This window comes from Mesorhizobium sp. BHbdii (assembly GCF_053848045.1).
Map to the genome: position 1 here is coordinate 313,031 of NZ_JBSPKX010000003.1, position 16,585 is coordinate 329,615.

Sequence of the window (16,585 nt, forward strand, 5' to 3'; positions counted from 1 at the left end):
GATGCTATTTGAGTGAGACAAAGCAAAGTCTTGAAGGTAGTGAGGACGAGCAGCAGACTCATGCAAAGAACCGGACATAGCTTTCCTGCAAGTGTGCTCAAATCCATTCGCGACAGAAAAAAGCAGAAGGCGAAGGCTGCGCCGTCAGAAGGGACACGCCCCGCGGGGACTCTGGTCGCATCTTACAACGTTCACAAATGCGTGGGCGTCGACAGAAAGTTCGATCCCGAACGAATCGGTCGCGTCATCCGGGAAATCGGCCCGGATGTCATTGCGTTGCAGGAGGCGGACAATCGCTTTGGAGATCGTGCCGGCCTTCTGGATCTGCGGCGTCTCGAATTGGAAACAGGCCTGGTGCCGGTGCCGGTGTCCGGAAACGGCAAAGGGCACGGCTGGCACGGCAACGTTCTGCTCTTCAAACGGGGCATCGTTCGCAATGTCCATCAGATAAAGCTCCCGGGGCTGGAGCCGCGCGGAGCACTGGTTGCCGAAATCGATCTGGACGAGAAACGAACTCTGCGCATTATCGCAGCCCATCTCGGCTTGCTGCGCCGATCGCGCTCCGAACAGGCCCGTGTCGTGCTCGAAATCATGAACAGACCGGACGAAAAACCAACACTGCTGCTCGGCGATTTGAACGAATGGCGACTCGGAAACCGTTCCGCGCTGAATACGCTGCACACGACTTTCGGTCCCGCGCCGCCGGCGGTCCCCACCTTTCCATCGAGTCTGCCGCTGCTGTCGCTCGACCGGATCATGGCAAATCGACACGGAATGATCTCAACCGTCGAAGCCCATGACACGCCGCTTTCGCGGGTCGCCTCCGATCATCTACCGCTTACAGGATTCGTTCGCCTATAATGTATCTGCCCAGCCCCATGGATGGAGATCGGTTCAAAGGGAAGCTCTTGTCTAGGATACGGGGCGGTGTCGTGCCGATTTGGGCGCATGGCTAGCCTGCAGCTACTGGACCTTCGAGCGCAAGCGATCCGTCACGAACTCCATCAACACCACGATGGTGAAGATCACGAGAATGATGGTCGAGGCATTCTTGTATTGGAAAAGATCGAACGCGACCTTCAGCTCCTGGCCGATGCCACCGGCTCCAACGAGGCCGAGAACAACAGACGAGCGCACTGCCTTTTCAAGCGCAAAGAGCGTGGTGTTTATCAGGGACGGCAAAGCGTCGGGCAGAACTGCCCCGCAGAGGACAGAGAACCGACTGGCCCCGATCGCAAACAGCGCTTCCTGAGGTCTTTCGTCGGCATCCTCCATCGCCTCGGCGAAGAAGCGCCCGCAAAAACCGATCGTATCGACGACGATGGTCATGGTTCCAGCAACCGCCCCGAGACCAACGGCTGACACGAAAAGAAGTGCCCAGACCAAATCTGGAACGGTCCTAAACAATGAGACCAGGATCCTGGAAATATGCCGGAACGGGCCGAGCGGGGTTATGTCCTTGGCCGAGAGCCAGGCAAATGGCAAGCTGAGGACGACACCTATTGCTGTCCCCACGACCGCTATCTGAAACGTTTCGATCATGCGCCAGAAAACCCGCAGGAGGAACCCTGGCTCGACATTTGGGGGTATCATGCGGCCGACGAGCTGGGCCATGCGGGGCACTCCCCCTGCCAGTTGTTCCGGCGAAGGTGCGACCTGCCCGGCGGAAACGATCACGAGAGCGGCCAAAGCGACGGCAAAGCTGAAAGTGAGGGGCGAGATCGATGGAATCCGGCTCGGCGAAAGGCGGTCATGCATCGAAGACGTCTTTCAAATCAGCGCGGGTGACATGCGCCGTCGGCCGGTCGAAGAAGACCTTGCCCGCCTTGAGCGCTATCAAGCGATCGGAGTAGCCGAGAGCATGTTCCATGTCGTGCGTGGTGTAGACCAAGGTGATCGCTTGTTCCTGGGTGAGCTCGGAGAAAACTCGCATCACATCATGTCCAGCCGCCGGATCGAGACTTGCCGCCGGTTCGTCTGCTATCAAAAGCTTCGGACGCCGGATCAACGCACGGGCAATCGCCACCCGCTGCGCCTGCCCTCCAGAAAGCGCGTCGGCGCGGGCGCCTGCCTTGCCGAGAAGCCGCACGTCGGCGAGCGCCTGCATTGCTTCCTCGCGCCAGTGTTGCTTTGCGATGGAATGGTGCCAGCCGCGCCAGCCGCCGGGCAGCCCGAGCTTGCCCTGCAAAACGTTTGTAAGAACGGATTGGCGGCTAACCAGTCCGTGATGCTGGAAGACAAATCCGATCTGCCTGCGTATGCGCCGCAGCTGGGCGACGGACGGCGCCGAGCGGAAGCTCTCGCCGAGGGTGGCGACCTCGCCACCGCTCGACGGTAAAAGACCGATGAGGCATTTGAGCAGGGTGGATTTTCCAGCACCGTTCGAGCCAATCAGGGCAACCCGTTCGCGCGATGCTATGTTGAGGCCGATACTGGAGAAAACGACCTTTCCGTTCGCATAGCTCTTCGCAAGATCGTGCGCGCGAATGATTGCTGTCATAGTGACCTCTTGGCCCAGACGGGACTACGAAATAGACCGGCGGTTAACCGCCGCCTTTGCGATGAAAAGGAGCAAGCCTCAGTTTACAAAGTCGGTGAGGGTCTCGATTCCGATCGTGCGGTACATCGAGCGGACATAGTCGTAGTCCGAGTCCCTGACATCAGTCAGAAAGAAACCGCCCTTGAATTTCTGGTTGTCCTCGCCTGTCAGGATCGCTTTCATCAGCTCGTTGCCATTCTTCGCAAAGGCATCGCGGACCTTGACGAACACGTCGTCTGAAATGTCCTTACGGGCGACAAGAATGTCGTTCGGCAGATCGCGGCCCCGTGCGATTACCGAGAAGGCAGTGTCGGGGAACGCTTCCCGGACCGAGTTCAGATAACCGAAATTCAAGCCGGTAGCGGCGATGTCGCCGCGGATGAGAGCCTCAGCCGCGATATTGCGCGATATGATCACTGGCTCGTAGTCGGTGGCATATTTCAGGTTGAAATCGGCCAGCGCCTGCGCGGGGCCGAGGTGCTGGGAGGTGGAGCCTACCGAGCCGAATGCAATCTTCTTGCCCTTCAAGTCTTCAATCGAGCGGATCGGTCCATTCGCCAGTACGGCGATCTGAGCGAAATAATCGGGGCGCTGCCAGGCAACAACAATCTTCGGCTGGCTTAATTCCTTCATGACCACGTATTCAGCAGGACCGGTCAGGACGAGATCGACCTGCCCGGAATTCATGGCCTCGACGGCGGTGGTCCGCGAGCTGACCGGAAACAGCTCGATATCCAGGCCGGTCGCCTCTTCAAGAGCGGTCTGGAAAGCGCCGAATTCCTGCTGAAGAGCCTCCAGTCCCTCCATGTCGGTTACCGCGAATTTCACCGGCTCCGCAAAAGCTGGAAGAGCGGAGGCAAGCGTCAGCGCGAGTGCGGTTGCGATGGTGCGGATCATCATTTTCCCTTTGCTGTATAGACAGGAAACTGTTACCCGCTAATCCGTATACGCAGCAGATGACGTGCTCGTGACATTTCGTGGGCGCCACCGGCAGGCTTTGCTTTTAGAGGGATACAGTGAACTGGCACATTCAGGGTGGTCGCATCCTTACCGACCGGGGACTTGAAACCGCGGACCTGAGCATTGCCGGCGGGATACTGTCAGAGATCCAAGCGGCCCATGCGTCCATAATCGATGCCGATGGTCTGCTCGTGCTTCCGGGGATCGTCGATATCCACGGCGACGGCTTCGAGCGGCAAATCATGCCGCGGCCGGGTGTCCGCTTCGACACGGCGCTGGCGTTGAAAGATACGGACCGCCAGCTTGTCGCCAATGGAGTAACCACAGCCTTTCACGGCGTCACGGTGTCATGGGAGCCCGGACTTCGCTCGCTCGAAGCCGCCAAGCAACTGATCGGCGCGCTCTGCGGTCTCCGCGATACTCTTAGCTGCGATACGCGTGTGCATCTGCGCTGGGAGACCTTCGCGCTTGATCAGATGGCGCAGGTCATACAATGGCTCTCTCTTTGGCCGCGACCGATCATTGCTCTCAACGACCATACGACCGGGTCGGTATTGAACGGCACGATCGCAAGCAAGATCGGCCAGATGGCGGAACGGTCCGGCTTGAGCCGTGAGCAATATATGGCGTTGCTCGATCAGATTTGGTCCCGCCGGGCCGACGTAGCGATCGCGATTGGGAAGCTGGCCGCGACTGCACGGGCCAATGGCAATGTGCTTCTTGCCCATGACGAAGCGTCTCCCGAAGAACGTATGTATTTCCGCGGTCTCGGTGCAAAGGCTTCGGAGTTTCCACTGACGCTCGAAACGGCGAAAGCCGCGCGGCAAATGGGCGAGGATGTGATCCTCGGCGCGCCCAATGTCGTGCGCGGCGGCAGCCATAATGGAGCGCTGAATGCCACCGAGGCCATCAGAGCCGGGCTCTGCACGGTGCTGACCAGTGACTACCATTATCCCTCGCCTCTGCATGCGGCCTTCAGGCTGTCTTCTCCGGGGGCCAGCGATTTCCCCATGATCTGGAATCTGGTCTCGGCAAATCCGGCCCGGGTAGCCGGCCTTGACGATCGCGGATTGCTTGTTGCCGGCCGCCGAGCGGATCTGATCCTCGTCGATGCCGGCGATCCAGAGCATCCGCGTGTGGTGGCCACCATGGTTCACGGACAAATTGTCTATTCCTCTGGACTCTCGCGCGTAAACCGATGGTCGGCACACCGATCGCCGGTGAATAAGGCTTCATGAACCAGAATACGAAAATCCCAACACCACACGAGCGCAGCGTCAATCGTCTTCTGGCCTTTGACGGGCTGGTCTTTCGGCCACGCAGCGATTCGCCGATCTGGCAGCAGATCTACGATCACATCTTCAATCTGATCGAGAGCGGCTGTCTTCCGCCGGGCAGCCAACTTCCCGGAGAAACGCATCTGGCGGAGAAACTCGCGGTCACCCGCATTACACTTCGCCGGGCGCTGCAGCAGTTACAGCATGAGGGCCACCTCACCGCTCGCAAGGGCGTCGGTATCTTCGTGCGAAACCTACCCTCGACATTCACGGTTCGCGACGGCCAGCGCTTTCTCGATAATTTCGAAGCTCATGGCCAGGAAATCGGCACCAAGACGCTGCTTATCGTCCGGGAACCAGCAGAACCGGCCGTGGCGGAGCGGTTGCGTCTCGCACCTGATGCCACCATTATCCGGCTGTGCCGGATCAGAACGTCCGATAAGCAGCCGGTCTACGTCAATACCAAGGTCTTTCCAGCCCATCTCTTTCCTGATTTCGAGCAGACGTACGACGTGCGTCAGTCGGTGACCGATGTTTTCCGCGCGCATGACATCGAGAATTACCGGCGGGCCGAGACGCGCATCAGTGGCGGCTTTGCATCCCCTGATGAAGCCGAAATCCTGCGGCTGACACCCGGAACACCAGTATTCCGCATCAATGCCGTCAATGAGGACCGCAACGGCGTTCCAATCGAATGGACCCGCGGCTGCTGGCCGCTGACGTCTGTCGAGTTCGTGTTCTGATCCTGGCGCGATGGCGTGGTCACATGCTCTTCGCCTCAGCCCATGGTTCCTGGGGCGTAGCGATCAGCACGACCAGTTTAAGATGTCGGTCGGCCATTGGGTCGGCTTTAGACCGACCCCACAAGCCGGTCGAGAAAAGGCCGCTGGCCAATAAGCATCTTTTCCCGGGCCATATCGAGGCCGAACCACCCTGCGCGATCGATCTCCGGAAAGAATTGTATGCGGCCGCTGCGCGGTGGCCATTCCATCTCGAACATGTTGCTCCGCAAAGTGCCGGCGTCGAAATCGCCTTCGACGCCGAAGGCTGTAATAAGCTTGCCGCCGCGCTGGCGCAGCTCCCCCAACGCAAGCAGTGCTCCCTCGAGCTCCCAGCCGGTTTCCTCCACGAATTCACGACGTGCCGCAGCTTCGGGCTGTTCGTCATCACCATACTCGCCCTTTGCAATCGACCATGCGCCAAGATCGCGGCTTTGCCAGAACGGCCCGCCCGGATGAACAAGCAACACCTGCAGTTCGTTGCTCGATCTGCGGTAAGGCAGGATCCCCGCACTTCTTTTCGCCATGGCCTCAAGCCTCTGCCATGCAGCATGCCGCAACAACGACAAAGCAGTTGCCGGCTTGGCGCAGCAGACGCTGTGCCAACGCTGCGCGCTGGAAAGCACGTCGCCAAAAATGGCTGTTCGACAACCCGCTCGGTTCGATTTCGACCAGGCACGCCTAGTCTGTTCACCGATCTGCACGAACCGCGCGCTGTCGGCAATCTCGACGAAACGTCCGATATGGTCGGGCCGATCGGTTGGATTAGCTACCGGCTCGCCGAGCGCGAAAGAGAAGCTTCCGTTTGTTCGGCACTACTCAAGAATTCGTCGCGTTCGGCTATCCACAGATCCGCATAGTCGACATTCTGCCACTCGGCAAACCACGGACCACCGCTTGTATAGTGGACCGCCTTAGGTGTGCCATGCGCCGGCTTTTCGTTCCAACCTTCAAGCCAGTTCCACTCTACTGGCAGCGAGCCCAGGTCCTCATCGGCGACCCACTGCATTCGATGGAGGTAGGCACCACTTTCGCGGTTCACGACCTCTGGCGTAAGCGATTTAACCGAAGGGTGCGCGCAATTGAACAGCATCAGCGAGGACCAGTTTTTTCGTGGGTAGGACGTCTGGACCACGCCGTCCATCTTGGTAGTGGCCTTCGGCGTATAATCATGCTGGACGCAATAGACCGCCTTGTTCGATTTCGTGTATTCTAGCAAACCTGCGACGTCATCGAGCCACAGGAAGTCGCAATCGCAGAACAAAGCCCAACCCGTGTAGTCGGCGAGAAAAGGCGTGAGAAACCGCGTATAGGTGAACTCTGTTGACGCGAGTGGATCTTTCTCCCTCCAATACAGTTCACGGGCACGCAGTTCGTCCTGTTTGATTGGAATGACGGAGACAGGCACCGAAGCGTTTTTAAGCAAAGAGTGCCGTGCTACGTCGTAGGCGATCGGCTCGCGGCTGTCCCATCCAACGAATACCCTAAACGCATTAGTCATATTCAGTACCTTGGCTCCAATTTCAAAACGGTCATACACTATCTGTCTGGCAACAGCTCGGCAACAATGGTGCAGAAGCTAGCCAGGACGATTTCTGAATCGCACGGATTTGCCTTTCACGCCGGTCCTGCTTTTTTCGGCGGATTTCGTCTCGCTGCCCAATGCGACAAGCGCCCATTTCTGATAGGTGTAGCTAGCTGAATAAGCGGCGACCATCGCGCCGGTCGAACCGTCCAGAAATCCCAGCTTGAAAACATAGCTGTTCATATAGGCCCAGACCGAGCGCAAAACCGCCTTGCTTATCGAGCTTCTTTTGCCCTCGGTAAGCAGCCGCGCCGCGGACGCTTCTGCGTATCGGCCGATCTTGTCATGCGCGTCTGCCAGGTCGGCGATGGAGTCATGCTCCATAGGATGGGACAATCGCGTAACCTTCCCATTCACCACAACTTTCTCGTGCACCGTGTCGTTGCTGAAGCGCCCGGACTGTCGACGGAAAAGCCGGAGCACCAAGTCGGGCGACCAGCCGCCATGGCGGACGATGTGCCCACAAAAGCGGGATCTTCTTGGTATTTCGAAGCCATCATAGCCTTGTGGGTTGGCGATAGCGGCTCTGATTTCTGCAGCGAGGGGTGGCTCGACCCACTCGTCGGCATCAAGCGAAAGGACCCAATCCCCTGTCGCCGCGGCCAGGGCACGGTTTTTTTGCGCGCCGAAACCGGGCCAATCGAGGGTAATCAGGACCTTGGCCCCGAGTCCACTGGCGATTTCCCTGGTTTGATCGGTGCTGTTGTTGTCGAGGACGACGATTTCGTCGGCAAAATGTACCGAGCGAAGGCAACGTGCAATGCACGCTTCCTCATTGCGGCTGATTATGATGACTGAGAGCGCCGGCACGGTCAGACGGTTCCGGCGTCAAAACTGCTACAGTTGTTCAAAGAAACTGGTCCCCCGGCCTGTTAGCACTCCGAGCGATACTAACGGATTCAAAAAAAATGTCGAAAATTATCTCAGGTCGAGACTTTCGTAGAGCGCTATCATTCTCCTGATCATGACGTTGAAATCGTAATGTTCGGCCGCCGCTCTGACCTTTGCCGCAGTCTCAGGCCGTGACGACAGCTGCAACGCACGGGCAAGCCCGGCGGCGAGGTCGTTTACGCTGGCTGCGTCGCAAACAAGCGTCGGCTCGAACCGATCGACCAGCTCGCGCGCGCCACACCCGGTGCTTACCACGGCGGGCAAGCCGCTGGCCATGGCTTCGATCACCACTGTGCCGAATGGGTCATAAATGGAAGGCAGCACGGCAATGTCGGCCGCGCCGTACCATGGCAACATATCTTTCTGCGGCCCCAACATCCTGAGCCTTGCGCCAAGACCAAGTCTGTCGCCGGCCTGTTTGAAGGCATTGGCGCGCGAATCATGGCCAATGACCCACACCTCCGGCTCACCGTCCAACGTGGCGACAGCCTTCATCAATGGAAGAAGTCCTTTTCGCGCGAAACCCGAGCCGACAAACAGGACGACCGGCCTGTTAACGTCGACATCGAGCTGCGCACGGACCGCCGCCCGATGCTGTTGGCGCAGCTCCAGGTTGAAGCGGTCCAGGTCGACCCCGTTGGGAACATGGTGGACACGTTCCGCCGGATAGTCGTAGTGACGGATAATATCCTCAGCCACCATTTTCGAAATGGCAATCACAGCTTTAAGCCGTGGGCTGGCATAGGTTGTGCGTTCAAGACGCAGCGTCTGGCGATGAAAGGGACTCAGCGCCGTCACTGCCCTGCCAAGCCGCGTCTCGAAACGCCGCCGCTCGGCAAGATAGGCGGCATGAACGCCTTCCCCGGCCCGGAAGACATCGCAGCACGGAAGACGATCGTTGCTCTGCACGAGGGCCAGTGGCATTTCGGCGATCTTGCGGCATGCGGCTCGGGCAAAGGACGTCGCCCGCAGGGAGCGGGGAAACCGGCGGCCGGCACAATGGATGAATTCTATGCCTTCGTATCGCGGCCAGTCGCCGGACAGCACGGCCACCGGCCGTTGACGCGCGGCGAACGCCGCCATGATGTTTTCCAGCATGATCTCGCCTCCGCCATATGGCGCATAGCGCTGGCGTACGAACAGGATAGGCGTCTTCGGTTCCGCTTGAACCCGTTGATTATGCTGTGACAAATCCATGCGATCTCGCTACGCCTTTTGCACCACGAATAAGCTTTCGAACTTGGCGGGACTTTCTTCGCAGTCTATTAAGCGCAGCAAGCCGGTCCTGGATAGGGGCAATTCGCTATAGTTCTGCGTGGTTGCGGCTATGCCACGACTGGTAGACTGCTTTCAAGGCGAGGGTTTTGCCGATGACCACCAGCCATGTTTCGCCCGCCGACTCGGTCATTCCGGGAAAACGCAAGATCGGCGTGATCCGCCGCCTCGAGCGCTCGTTGCGACCAGGACTGCGAAATCTTCGCGGTCTGGTCAAGGAGCCGTTTCTTGCCTGGGCGAATCCGGAAGCGCTCGCTTTTTACCGCAGAGCCATGGAAACCGCATACCTGCCGGACGACCTGATCGACGTAGTCCCGCAACTCAAGATCCTGTACCTCGCCACGCCAAAGGCGGCGAGCAGCCGCATTCGCAGCAACCTTGCAGCCATGATCGGCAACGACACCGTGTCGGGGTGGCGCAGCGACCAGAACTGGAAGGTGCATAACCGAAAGGCGTCGAACTTGCAGGCACCTCGCCATGGCGTCCTGCAGTTCTATCGCATGGCCACAAGTCCTGAAGCCTTGCGATTTACCTTCGTTCGCAATCCCTACGTCAGGCTGTTGTCGTGCTGGGCCGACCAATATCGCGACCGTCCCCTTGTGCCTGGTTATGGCAGGGTGGAGGTCTATCTCGCCCACCGCGAACGGGCTGATCCGGCGCTGCCTGTAGGTGCTGACAAGACCCTGTCCTTTGCAGATTTCGTCGCCTTTGCCTGCACGACTTCCACATGGCGCATCGACAAGCATTGGCAGAGGCAAAGCGACATCGTCGACCTTCCAGGAGTTGCGTTCGACCTCATCGGCAAGACCGAGACTTTCGCCCAGGATTTCGAACGGGTTCTCGATCATGTCGGTGCAAGCGACGAGATGCGACGCGCGGCGATGCCACCTCTGCACACGTCCTCGCGCCGCAGGCTTGCCGACTACTTCACGCCAGAACTGGCGGATACCATCTATCGTGCGTATGAGCGCGACTTCGATCAGTTTGGCTATCCGCGCGCGCTTCCCGAGTAAAGCGGTCGCGCGGTTTCAAAGGTATCCGAACGCCTGCATCAGGGGCTTCCCACGCCCCTCGGTAAGCTCCATCAATTCCTGCTGACCCAGTTCGGTTTTCCAGCGGCCGCGGCCATCATAAATTGGCTGGTTCACTTGCTGGTTGCGCAATGCGGCATGTTGGGGTTGCGCATCAAGTGTGAACCATCGTTGCGGGTTCCGATGATAGTCGAGCAGACTCTGATCGAACGACAATCCCAGGAAGGTGCAGATCTTTTCGACGGTCGCTTCCGGGTCATCGACAAGATCTTCGTAGCGGTAAATCAGGACGTCCGTGCTGCCGCGCTCGGCAAGGACCATTGTGTTGTCCGAAATCCAGCGATCCAGGCTCGCGGTCGCATCGCCAAGCCGCCTTGTCAGCGAAGCAACGGTATCGCGCCCATCGCGTACCGGCATCACGAACTTCGCGCCCGGCACCAGGCGTCGTATCCGGTCGACACGTCTGATATGACGCGGTGTCTTTTCAAGCAGCACCGACTTGCCCGCCCCAATGGCCGCCCGTTTCAGCTTGGAGTAGCGATACAGCGCAAGTGGAGCCCATTTGAAAAACACGTTTGTTTCTTCGAATGGCAAAAAGACATCGGCATGCGAGGCAAGAATCGTAGCTATCAGCGTGGTGCCGCTATGTCCGCATCCGCAGACAAAGCCGGTGCATCGGATCAATTCACACCTGCCCTGTCGTCGGCATAAGATATGCCATGCCGCTGAAAGGCTTCATCGAGCCGCTTCCAGTAATCAAGCCGCGCAAGCACATTATCACAAAAGGCAATATCATCCGCGCCGAGGTAGTCCAAATAACCACCGACCTTACCTTTTCGAACCTTGAAGCTTTCCGGGTCGTCAGGATTGCGCGGTTGCAATCTCCCGCCATAGCGCGCACCCAGCTCTCCTGAGATTTCAGATTGCTGCATTCGTTTGAACGATCTGCTGACGGCAACATCGGCAAGCTGGGACTCCTCAAAGGATTTTCCCAAGAATTTTCCGATGCTGCGCAATGCTTCGTTTGTATCCCGCTGCACATCTTCATAGCGCAGAAGCGCAATCTTTCGCATGTGACTTGCGGCTGCAAACCACTGCAGGTTGAAAAGGGCAATCTTCTCGACACCGTGTTTGGGGCTTCTTATACAATCGCCGATCGGACCTGCTTCCAGGCCATGGCGTTTGTTGACCTGAAAATATCCAGATACCGCAGTGTCGCGGGGGTCTCGCGTCAGCAATAGAATCCGTTGGCGTTTGTAGCGAGATTTGTCGGTGCTTATCTGCGCAATGTCACGCAGATCCTTGTGGTCGGAACCGTCATGCGTGTAAGCCGCATCGACGCCCAGATCGTCAAGCATTACGCGCAGCCAGGTCCGCCCGGATTTGGGAAACGAGACGACAAGGAGGGGCGGCTTTCTTGCAAAAAAGTTGGAAAACAAACTCAACTTGCGGACTCCGATTGCGGGCACTTTGATCGAGCAGGTCAGCGATTGTAAATATCGATTAAGGCATTGGCGATCCGTTGCGAAGCCGGCACCTTTGGATCAATCGACAGATTGGCATTCAGGAAGTCCCGGCTTTGCTCAAAATAAGTCGGCCTTGACCTGACCGCAGCGCGGATATCCTCGACGAGGTCATGCTCCGACAATGTTGGTTTGAAAGCGCCCATAGGGCTGTCGAACTCGACCATGGGAGAAACCAGCGGAAACAGCACCACCGGAATGCCGCAGGCGATTGCTTCGTAAACAGTGGTACTTGGGCGCGTTACGAGCGCCAGAGCCTCCGGGAGCAGCTGTGCGAAATCCAGGGTCGATTTGTTCGGCAAATCGACTTTTGCGACCATCGTGGGGTGGACGCTGACAACATAGGCAAGGCCGAGTTTCGCACATGCGCCTGCCACGGCTTCAATCGCTTGGCGATCTGCGGGCTTTTCGATATCCCCCTTGAAGTTCACCAGCACAAAAAGCCCTTCATCGTGCCTGGCGCCAGCACCTTCGACGGCACGCTCAATTACCGGGGAGCCGACAACGTATGTCGGCTGGCGTCTTTGCTGCAGCGCCGCTGGTCCCATCGACAGGATGTAGTCAGCTCTCACAAATCGATGCGGCTGCAGCAGTCGCGCACCGCCGATCAGCCCGACCACACGGACCATGCCGAAGTTGATGGAGTCTATGAATCGCCTAAAGAATTGCGGCGCATAGTCATTTCCAGTCACCAGCATGTCGCCGGGTCTGATCATCCGCTCGAGCTCGGCAAAGCCGATATGCGATATTCCCCGGGCGTTGAGTTCAGGTCGCGCTACGCCGCCGCGTTTCAATCCATCGAGATGCGCGAACACGCAGCGGATGCCGCGGTCAACCAGAATTTCTGCCGCGTCAGCCAGCAGCCGAACATTGTTGCGGTTGTGTGGGACGAAGTAGACAGTCCTCGTCGCTGCCCTGCCGCGGGCGTAGATACGCCCGCGCTTGAACAGATTTCCTGGATGAACAAGCCGGTACGCGGCGAGGAGCCGCTGCACATAGCCTTCGCTGACAGGAGAAGCCGTCTTGGTTCTCGACCTACCCAAAGATATGCATCGCCTCTTATTCCGTGAAATTCTGAACGGCCGCCCCGCCGGGTAGTTGACAATGCTCTTGCCGTCAAGAAAGGCGCTTGGCTACTTCGCCGGTTTGGACCTGCCTGGCACACTCGCGATGCCTTGCGTGGTGGACTCAAACAGCGCTGATGAGTGATCCCATGTGGTTTTGTGCGTCTTCCATCACCACGGCCCAAGGCCTTTCCCGTTTCGAGACCAGCACGGCGGAAGGATAGTAGGGTGTGCGATCGCCCGCGACCGGCCAGGAACGTTTGAACCCATCGCCAAGGATAAAGACCGACGGGATGCCGAGCGCGCCCGCCAGATGCGCCCCGGTATTGCTGATGGTTACCACGGCGTCCATCGCGGCAACCTGCGCCGCGAAAAGGTCCATGTCGACAAGTTGGTCGATTGATCCGTCATGGAGAATAAGCGCGGGCTTGCCATCGGTCAGGATCTTCAGGTCGGACGCGACCGGGCCATATTGCAGCGAAACGAACCGGAGGTCGGCACGGCTGATAAGCCCGCGCCATGCCGTAAGTGGCGGCAGGTCCTTGCCAGGATTGGAGCTGCCCCATGCAACGCCAACCAGCGGCCGGCCATCCTTCCGATAGCGGGCGCGAAGTTCAGCGACCCGCGCCGGATCCGGCTTCAGGGGGACGAAATGCTCCCGGATCGTGGTCTCATCTGTCTCGAACACGGCCGTCAGATGCTGAACGCCCGCAAAGGCCTGCGCCTCGCCATAGGCGGCCTTGTTCCCTGGACCGACAGCTCGCACATCGGCGGCGGGAAATGTCCGCTGAAAGAGCGGAACCAACCGGTGCTCGACCAGGACGATCAAACGAGCAGCCCGGGCGAGCGCACGGCCGACGGAACTCGCATGATGGATCGCGGTGGCCAGACCCTGCTTTTCGGTCTCCATCAGATCGACGAGCAAGACCAGGTTCGAGATGTCCTGGCCGAGCCATTCGCCGTTGACGCGGCCCTCAACGATGTGGCGCCTGGCGATCTTGAGCTCGGCCGCCGGGCCGTAGGCGCCCATACGCATCAGCGCCTTGCTAAGCTCGTCGAGCAGGCGAACCTCGCCCCGCGACTTCGCAATCGACCCCAGGGCCAGGGCTTTCGGCAGTGCGGCAGACCAATCGCGCGCCTCGATGCTTCGCCGATAATCCGCCATCTGATCGGCAATGTCGCCATCACGCCAGCGAAGGAAAAGCTGCCGCCGATGGCGACGGAACCAGACCTTGTACTTATAGCCTGCAAGCGCGACACCGCGGCGGAACCGGCGAAGGAGTTGGCTACCGGCCATCAACAACTCCACTGATGATTTGCGTAACCTGTCCACCTGCTTCCTGCATTGCGGACGCCCATGCCTGACCGCCCTTCCGAACCAGTCGAATGCTTGGATATATGGCTACGGTCTCGCCGAAGGCAGGCCACGACAGCCGAAACCCATCGTCGAGCATGACGACAGTCGGAACGCCAAGCGCTCCCGCCAGATTGGCGCCGGTGTTGCTGATCGTCACCACCGCATCGAGCGCCGCGATTTGCGCGGCAAAGCGGTCCATATCCGACAACTGGTCGACGGAAGCGTCATGGATGATGCGTCCCGGCGCCCAGCGTTCGAATTCGGCGAGCGCTGGCCCGACATCGCCATACTGCATACTGATGAAACGTCCCGGCAGATTGCCGAGCAGCGCCCGCCAATCGTCCAGAGCCGGCAGGTCCTTGCTCTTGTTCAGGCTTCCCCAGGCGAAGCCGATCAGAGGCCCCGGGCCGCGAGCGAGATAGGTGCTGCGTAGCTCGGCGACCAGTCGGCGGTCGGGCTCCAACGGGAGGAAGGGCGCGCGTGCTGTCGGCTCATCCGGCCAGAAGTGCTTCGCCAGTGTCTCGAAGCAGGCGAAAACGTCGGCGTCCGTCGCCGCCACCTCCCCTTCTCCTTCTAGCCTGACATCGAGCCCAGGATATGTTCTGCGATAAAGTGGCGCAAGTCGCGGCTCGACCAAAACGGTGCATCGTTCGGCAGCTGCGACCACCGGCCCAAGCAGCGACGCGAACTGGAAGAAGATTGCAAGATCGCCTTCGCGCCGCTCGACGGCAAGCCTGCGACCCGCAAGGTCACTGCCATCCCATTCGGGCCGGCCGGGCACTTGCTTGCTCGACGCGATCAACTGCCACGCACGATTCCCGCCGCCGAGACGTCTCAGTCCACGCCCGGCTTTTTTGACAAGCCCGGGATCGCCAAGCTGCTCACCGAGCAGGCCGAGTGCCAGCGCATGATCCCGGGCCGCCTGCCAGTCACGCCGCTCGACACTCTGCGCCATCAGGCTCATATGTCGTTCGACGCTTTCGTCAGCGTGGCGCGAGGGACGCTTAAAAAACTTCTTTGCTCGATCAAGAACCTTCTGCAGCCGCTTGCCGTCAACACCTTGCGGGCGCAGGTCGGCGGCTTTTGCCTTCTCAAGGATGGATCGTCTGCTCGGCACAGCGACCTCAACTATTGCTAGACGGCGACGAACGCACCATCAGGATTGACGAGAGCCGCCGGCGGACGTCGTCGAGCACCACCGGCCACGGGCGTCCTTCCTTGCGAATGACGAGCCCCTTCGGATACCAGGGCGTTCGATCGCCAATCACTGGCCACGCTGTCTGAAACTTGTCGTCGATCAGGAAAATGGTCGGAACACCGAGTGCTCCGGACAGATGGGCCGCCGTATTGCTGATCGTTACGACCGCATCGAGTGCGGCGACCTGCGCGGCGAAACGGTCCATATCAATCATCTGGTCGACACTGTCATCATAGATAAGCCGCGCATCATTGCCGTTGCGCAGGCGCCGCAGCGCCGGCTTGATCTGTCCGTACTGGAGAGAAACGAACGTCGCTTGTGTCTGGGCGATGAACCGTGCCCATTCTGGGAAATCAGGGACGTCCTTGGTGTGTGATTTGCTGCCCCAGGACAGACCCACCAGTGGTAGATCCGTCATCGAGCGATAGCGCTTGCGGAATGTCTGGACGAGTTCAGGATCTACCCGCAGCGGCACGAAATCGGCGGCAAGTCTTTCGGCATCGCGGCCGAAAACCCAGGCGAGATTTTCGAAGGTCGCAAATTTGTCACCAACGACATTCTGCTGCGCTGGAACCACGGTCGCATTCGGGAACGTCCGCTGCAGAAGCGATAGGAGGCGCGGCTCGACCCGAATTGTCGCGCTTTGCGCACATCCAGCGGCGGCGCCGGCCAATCGCGCATGGCGGATAACCCGGCCAAGACTGCGAGGATCATCCTCTACAAGATCGATCAGCAGTGTATCCGAACCGAGGTGTTCTCCGGTCCACTCATTGGCACCTTCCCCTTTTCGTTGCCGGCGAGCGGAAAGCCGAAGCTCGGCCGCCCGCGCGAAGTTGCCCAGCCGTTCGAACGCCTGGCCTGCCTTCTGCATCAACTCCGGGTCGCGGACACGCTCGGCCATGATGGCCATTTGATTGGTGCTTGCTTCAAGGCCTGTCCAGTCCCTGCGCGCGATCAGCGCGTCGACCTTGGCCTGCTGCTCAAGAACGGAACGAGGCTTGGAGCCGGTATACAGCGCCCGCACGGCCTTTGTGTATCGGCGCAACTGCAGGCCCAATCGACCTATCACATACCGGATGTAGGAACCGTGGTAAAAACTGGTCATC

Annotated in this window: 17 protein-coding genes; 4 read left to right on the top strand and 13 right to left on the bottom strand. The window is 59.2% G+C overall.

Annotation, left to right across the window (positions count from 1 at the left end; translation table 11 throughout):
- The first annotated feature begins 60 nt into the window (after window positions 1-60).
- Entirely contained in the window at window positions 61-861 is an 801-nt protein-coding gene (locus ACWTU8_RS18420) for an endonuclease/exonuclease/phosphatase family protein (protein WP_455837556.1), read from the top strand.
- 102 nt (window positions 862-963) lie between these two features.
- Here the strand turns inward: ACWTU8_RS18420 and phnE are convergent, their stop codons facing one another.
- The 3 genes from phnE to ACWTU8_RS18435 form a co-directional block, all read right to left on the bottom strand.
- The gene (gene phnE, locus ACWTU8_RS18425) at window positions 964-1,758 is read right to left on the bottom strand and encodes a phosphonate ABC transporter, permease protein PhnE (protein WP_455837557.1); all 795 of its coding nucleotides are present in this window, start codon (window positions 1,756-1,758) and stop codon (window positions 964-966) included.
- Entirely contained in the window at window positions 1,751-2,500 is a 750-nt protein-coding gene (locus ACWTU8_RS18430; RefSeq protein WP_455849294.1) for a phosphonate ABC transporter ATP-binding protein, read from the bottom strand. The genes phnE and ACWTU8_RS18430 overlap by 8 nt, the downstream gene beginning before the upstream one ends.
- A 78-nt stretch (window positions 2,501-2,578) precedes the next feature.
- Window positions 2,579-3,439, bottom strand: coding sequence for a phosphate/phosphite/phosphonate ABC transporter substrate-binding protein (locus tag ACWTU8_RS18435; RefSeq protein ID WP_455849295.1), 861 nt, complete (start codon window positions 3,437-3,439; stop codon window positions 2,579-2,581).
- Window positions 3,440-3,555: 116 nt separating this feature from the next.
- On the opposite strand from ACWTU8_RS18435, the gene ACWTU8_RS18440 reads away from it, so the two are divergent.
- Together ACWTU8_RS18440 and phnF are read left to right on the top strand one after the other, a co-directional pair.
- Entirely contained in the window at window positions 3,556-4,737 is a 1,182-nt protein-coding gene (locus ACWTU8_RS18440) for an alpha-D-ribose 1-methylphosphonate 5-triphosphate diphosphatase (protein ID WP_455849296.1), read from the top strand.
- Complete coding sequence (gene phnF / locus ACWTU8_RS18445) at window positions 4,734-5,519, top strand: phosphonate metabolism transcriptional regulator PhnF (RefSeq protein ID WP_455849297.1); 786 nt, start codon at window positions 4,734-4,736, stop codon at window positions 5,517-5,519. The genes ACWTU8_RS18440 and phnF overlap by 4 nt, the downstream gene beginning before the upstream one ends.
- A gap of 107 nt (window positions 5,520-5,626) precedes the next feature.
- Here the strand turns inward: phnF and ACWTU8_RS18450 are convergent, their stop codons facing one another.
- From ACWTU8_RS18450 to ACWTU8_RS18465, 4 genes are all read right to left on the bottom strand, one after another.
- Window positions 5,627-6,082, bottom strand: a complete 456-nt coding sequence (locus ACWTU8_RS18450; protein ID WP_287335328.1) for an NUDIX domain-containing protein — start codon at window positions 6,080-6,082, stop codon at window positions 5,627-5,629.
- 242 nt (window positions 6,083-6,324) lie between these two features.
- Window positions 6,325-7,056 carry a glycosyltransferase gene (locus ACWTU8_RS18455; protein ID WP_455849615.1) on the bottom strand — a complete coding sequence of 244 codons (732 nt, stop codon included), beginning with the start codon at window positions 7,054-7,056 and terminating at the stop codon, window positions 6,325-6,327.
- Between the two features lie 78 nt (window positions 7,057-7,134).
- Entirely contained in the window at window positions 7,135-7,950 is an 816-nt protein-coding gene (locus ACWTU8_RS18460; RefSeq protein WP_455849298.1) for a glycosyltransferase family 2 protein, read from the bottom strand.
- Window positions 7,951-8,058: 108 nt separating this feature from the next.
- On the bottom strand, window positions 8,059-9,228 hold the full coding sequence (locus ACWTU8_RS18465; protein ID WP_455849299.1) for a glycosyltransferase family 4 protein: 1,170 nt from the start codon (window positions 9,226-9,228) through the stop codon (window positions 8,059-8,061).
- Window positions 9,229-9,401: 173 nt separating this feature from the next.
- Here ACWTU8_RS18465 and ACWTU8_RS18470 point away from each other — a divergent pair, with 173 nt between their 5' ends.
- A complete protein-coding gene (locus ACWTU8_RS18470) occupies window positions 9,402-10,319 on the top strand; it encodes a sulfotransferase family 2 domain-containing protein (RefSeq protein WP_455849300.1) in 918 nt (305 codons plus the stop codon).
- Window positions 10,320-10,334: 15 nt separating this feature from the next.
- Here the strand turns inward: ACWTU8_RS18470 and ACWTU8_RS18475 are convergent, their stop codons facing one another.
- The 6 genes from ACWTU8_RS18475 to ACWTU8_RS18500 all read right to left on the bottom strand — a co-directional run bounded on the left by ACWTU8_RS18475 (window position 10,335) and on the right by ACWTU8_RS18500 (window position 16,584).
- A complete protein-coding gene (locus ACWTU8_RS18475) occupies window positions 10,335-11,021 on the bottom strand; it encodes a sulfotransferase family protein (protein ID WP_455849301.1) in 687 nt (228 codons plus the stop codon).
- Window positions 11,018-11,782, bottom strand: coding sequence for a sulfotransferase domain-containing protein (locus ACWTU8_RS18480; RefSeq protein WP_455849302.1), 765 nt, complete (start codon window positions 11,780-11,782; stop codon window positions 11,018-11,020). The genes ACWTU8_RS18475 and ACWTU8_RS18480 overlap by 4 nt, the downstream gene beginning before the upstream one ends.
- 38 nt (window positions 11,783-11,820) lie before the next feature.
- On the bottom strand, window positions 11,821-12,855 hold the full coding sequence (locus tag ACWTU8_RS18485; protein WP_455849303.1) for a hypothetical protein: 1,035 nt from the start codon (window positions 12,853-12,855) through the stop codon (window positions 11,821-11,823).
- 193 nt (window positions 12,856-13,048) lie between these two features.
- Window positions 13,049-14,221 (bottom strand): hypothetical protein, encoded by a 1,173-nt coding sequence (locus tag ACWTU8_RS18490; RefSeq protein WP_455849304.1) that lies wholly within the window; start codon window positions 14,219-14,221, stop codon window positions 13,049-13,051.
- Window positions 14,211-15,398, bottom strand: a complete 1,188-nt coding sequence (locus tag ACWTU8_RS18495; protein ID WP_455849305.1) for a hypothetical protein — start codon at window positions 15,396-15,398, stop codon at window positions 14,211-14,213. Before ACWTU8_RS18495 ends, ACWTU8_RS18490 begins: the two co-directional genes overlap by 11 nt.
- A 7-nt stretch (window positions 15,399-15,405) precedes the next feature.
- Window positions 15,406-16,584, bottom strand: coding sequence for a hypothetical protein (locus tag ACWTU8_RS18500; RefSeq protein ID WP_455849306.1), 1,179 nt, complete (start codon window positions 16,582-16,584; stop codon window positions 15,406-15,408).
- Between the last annotated feature and the right edge of the window lies 1 nt (window position 16,585).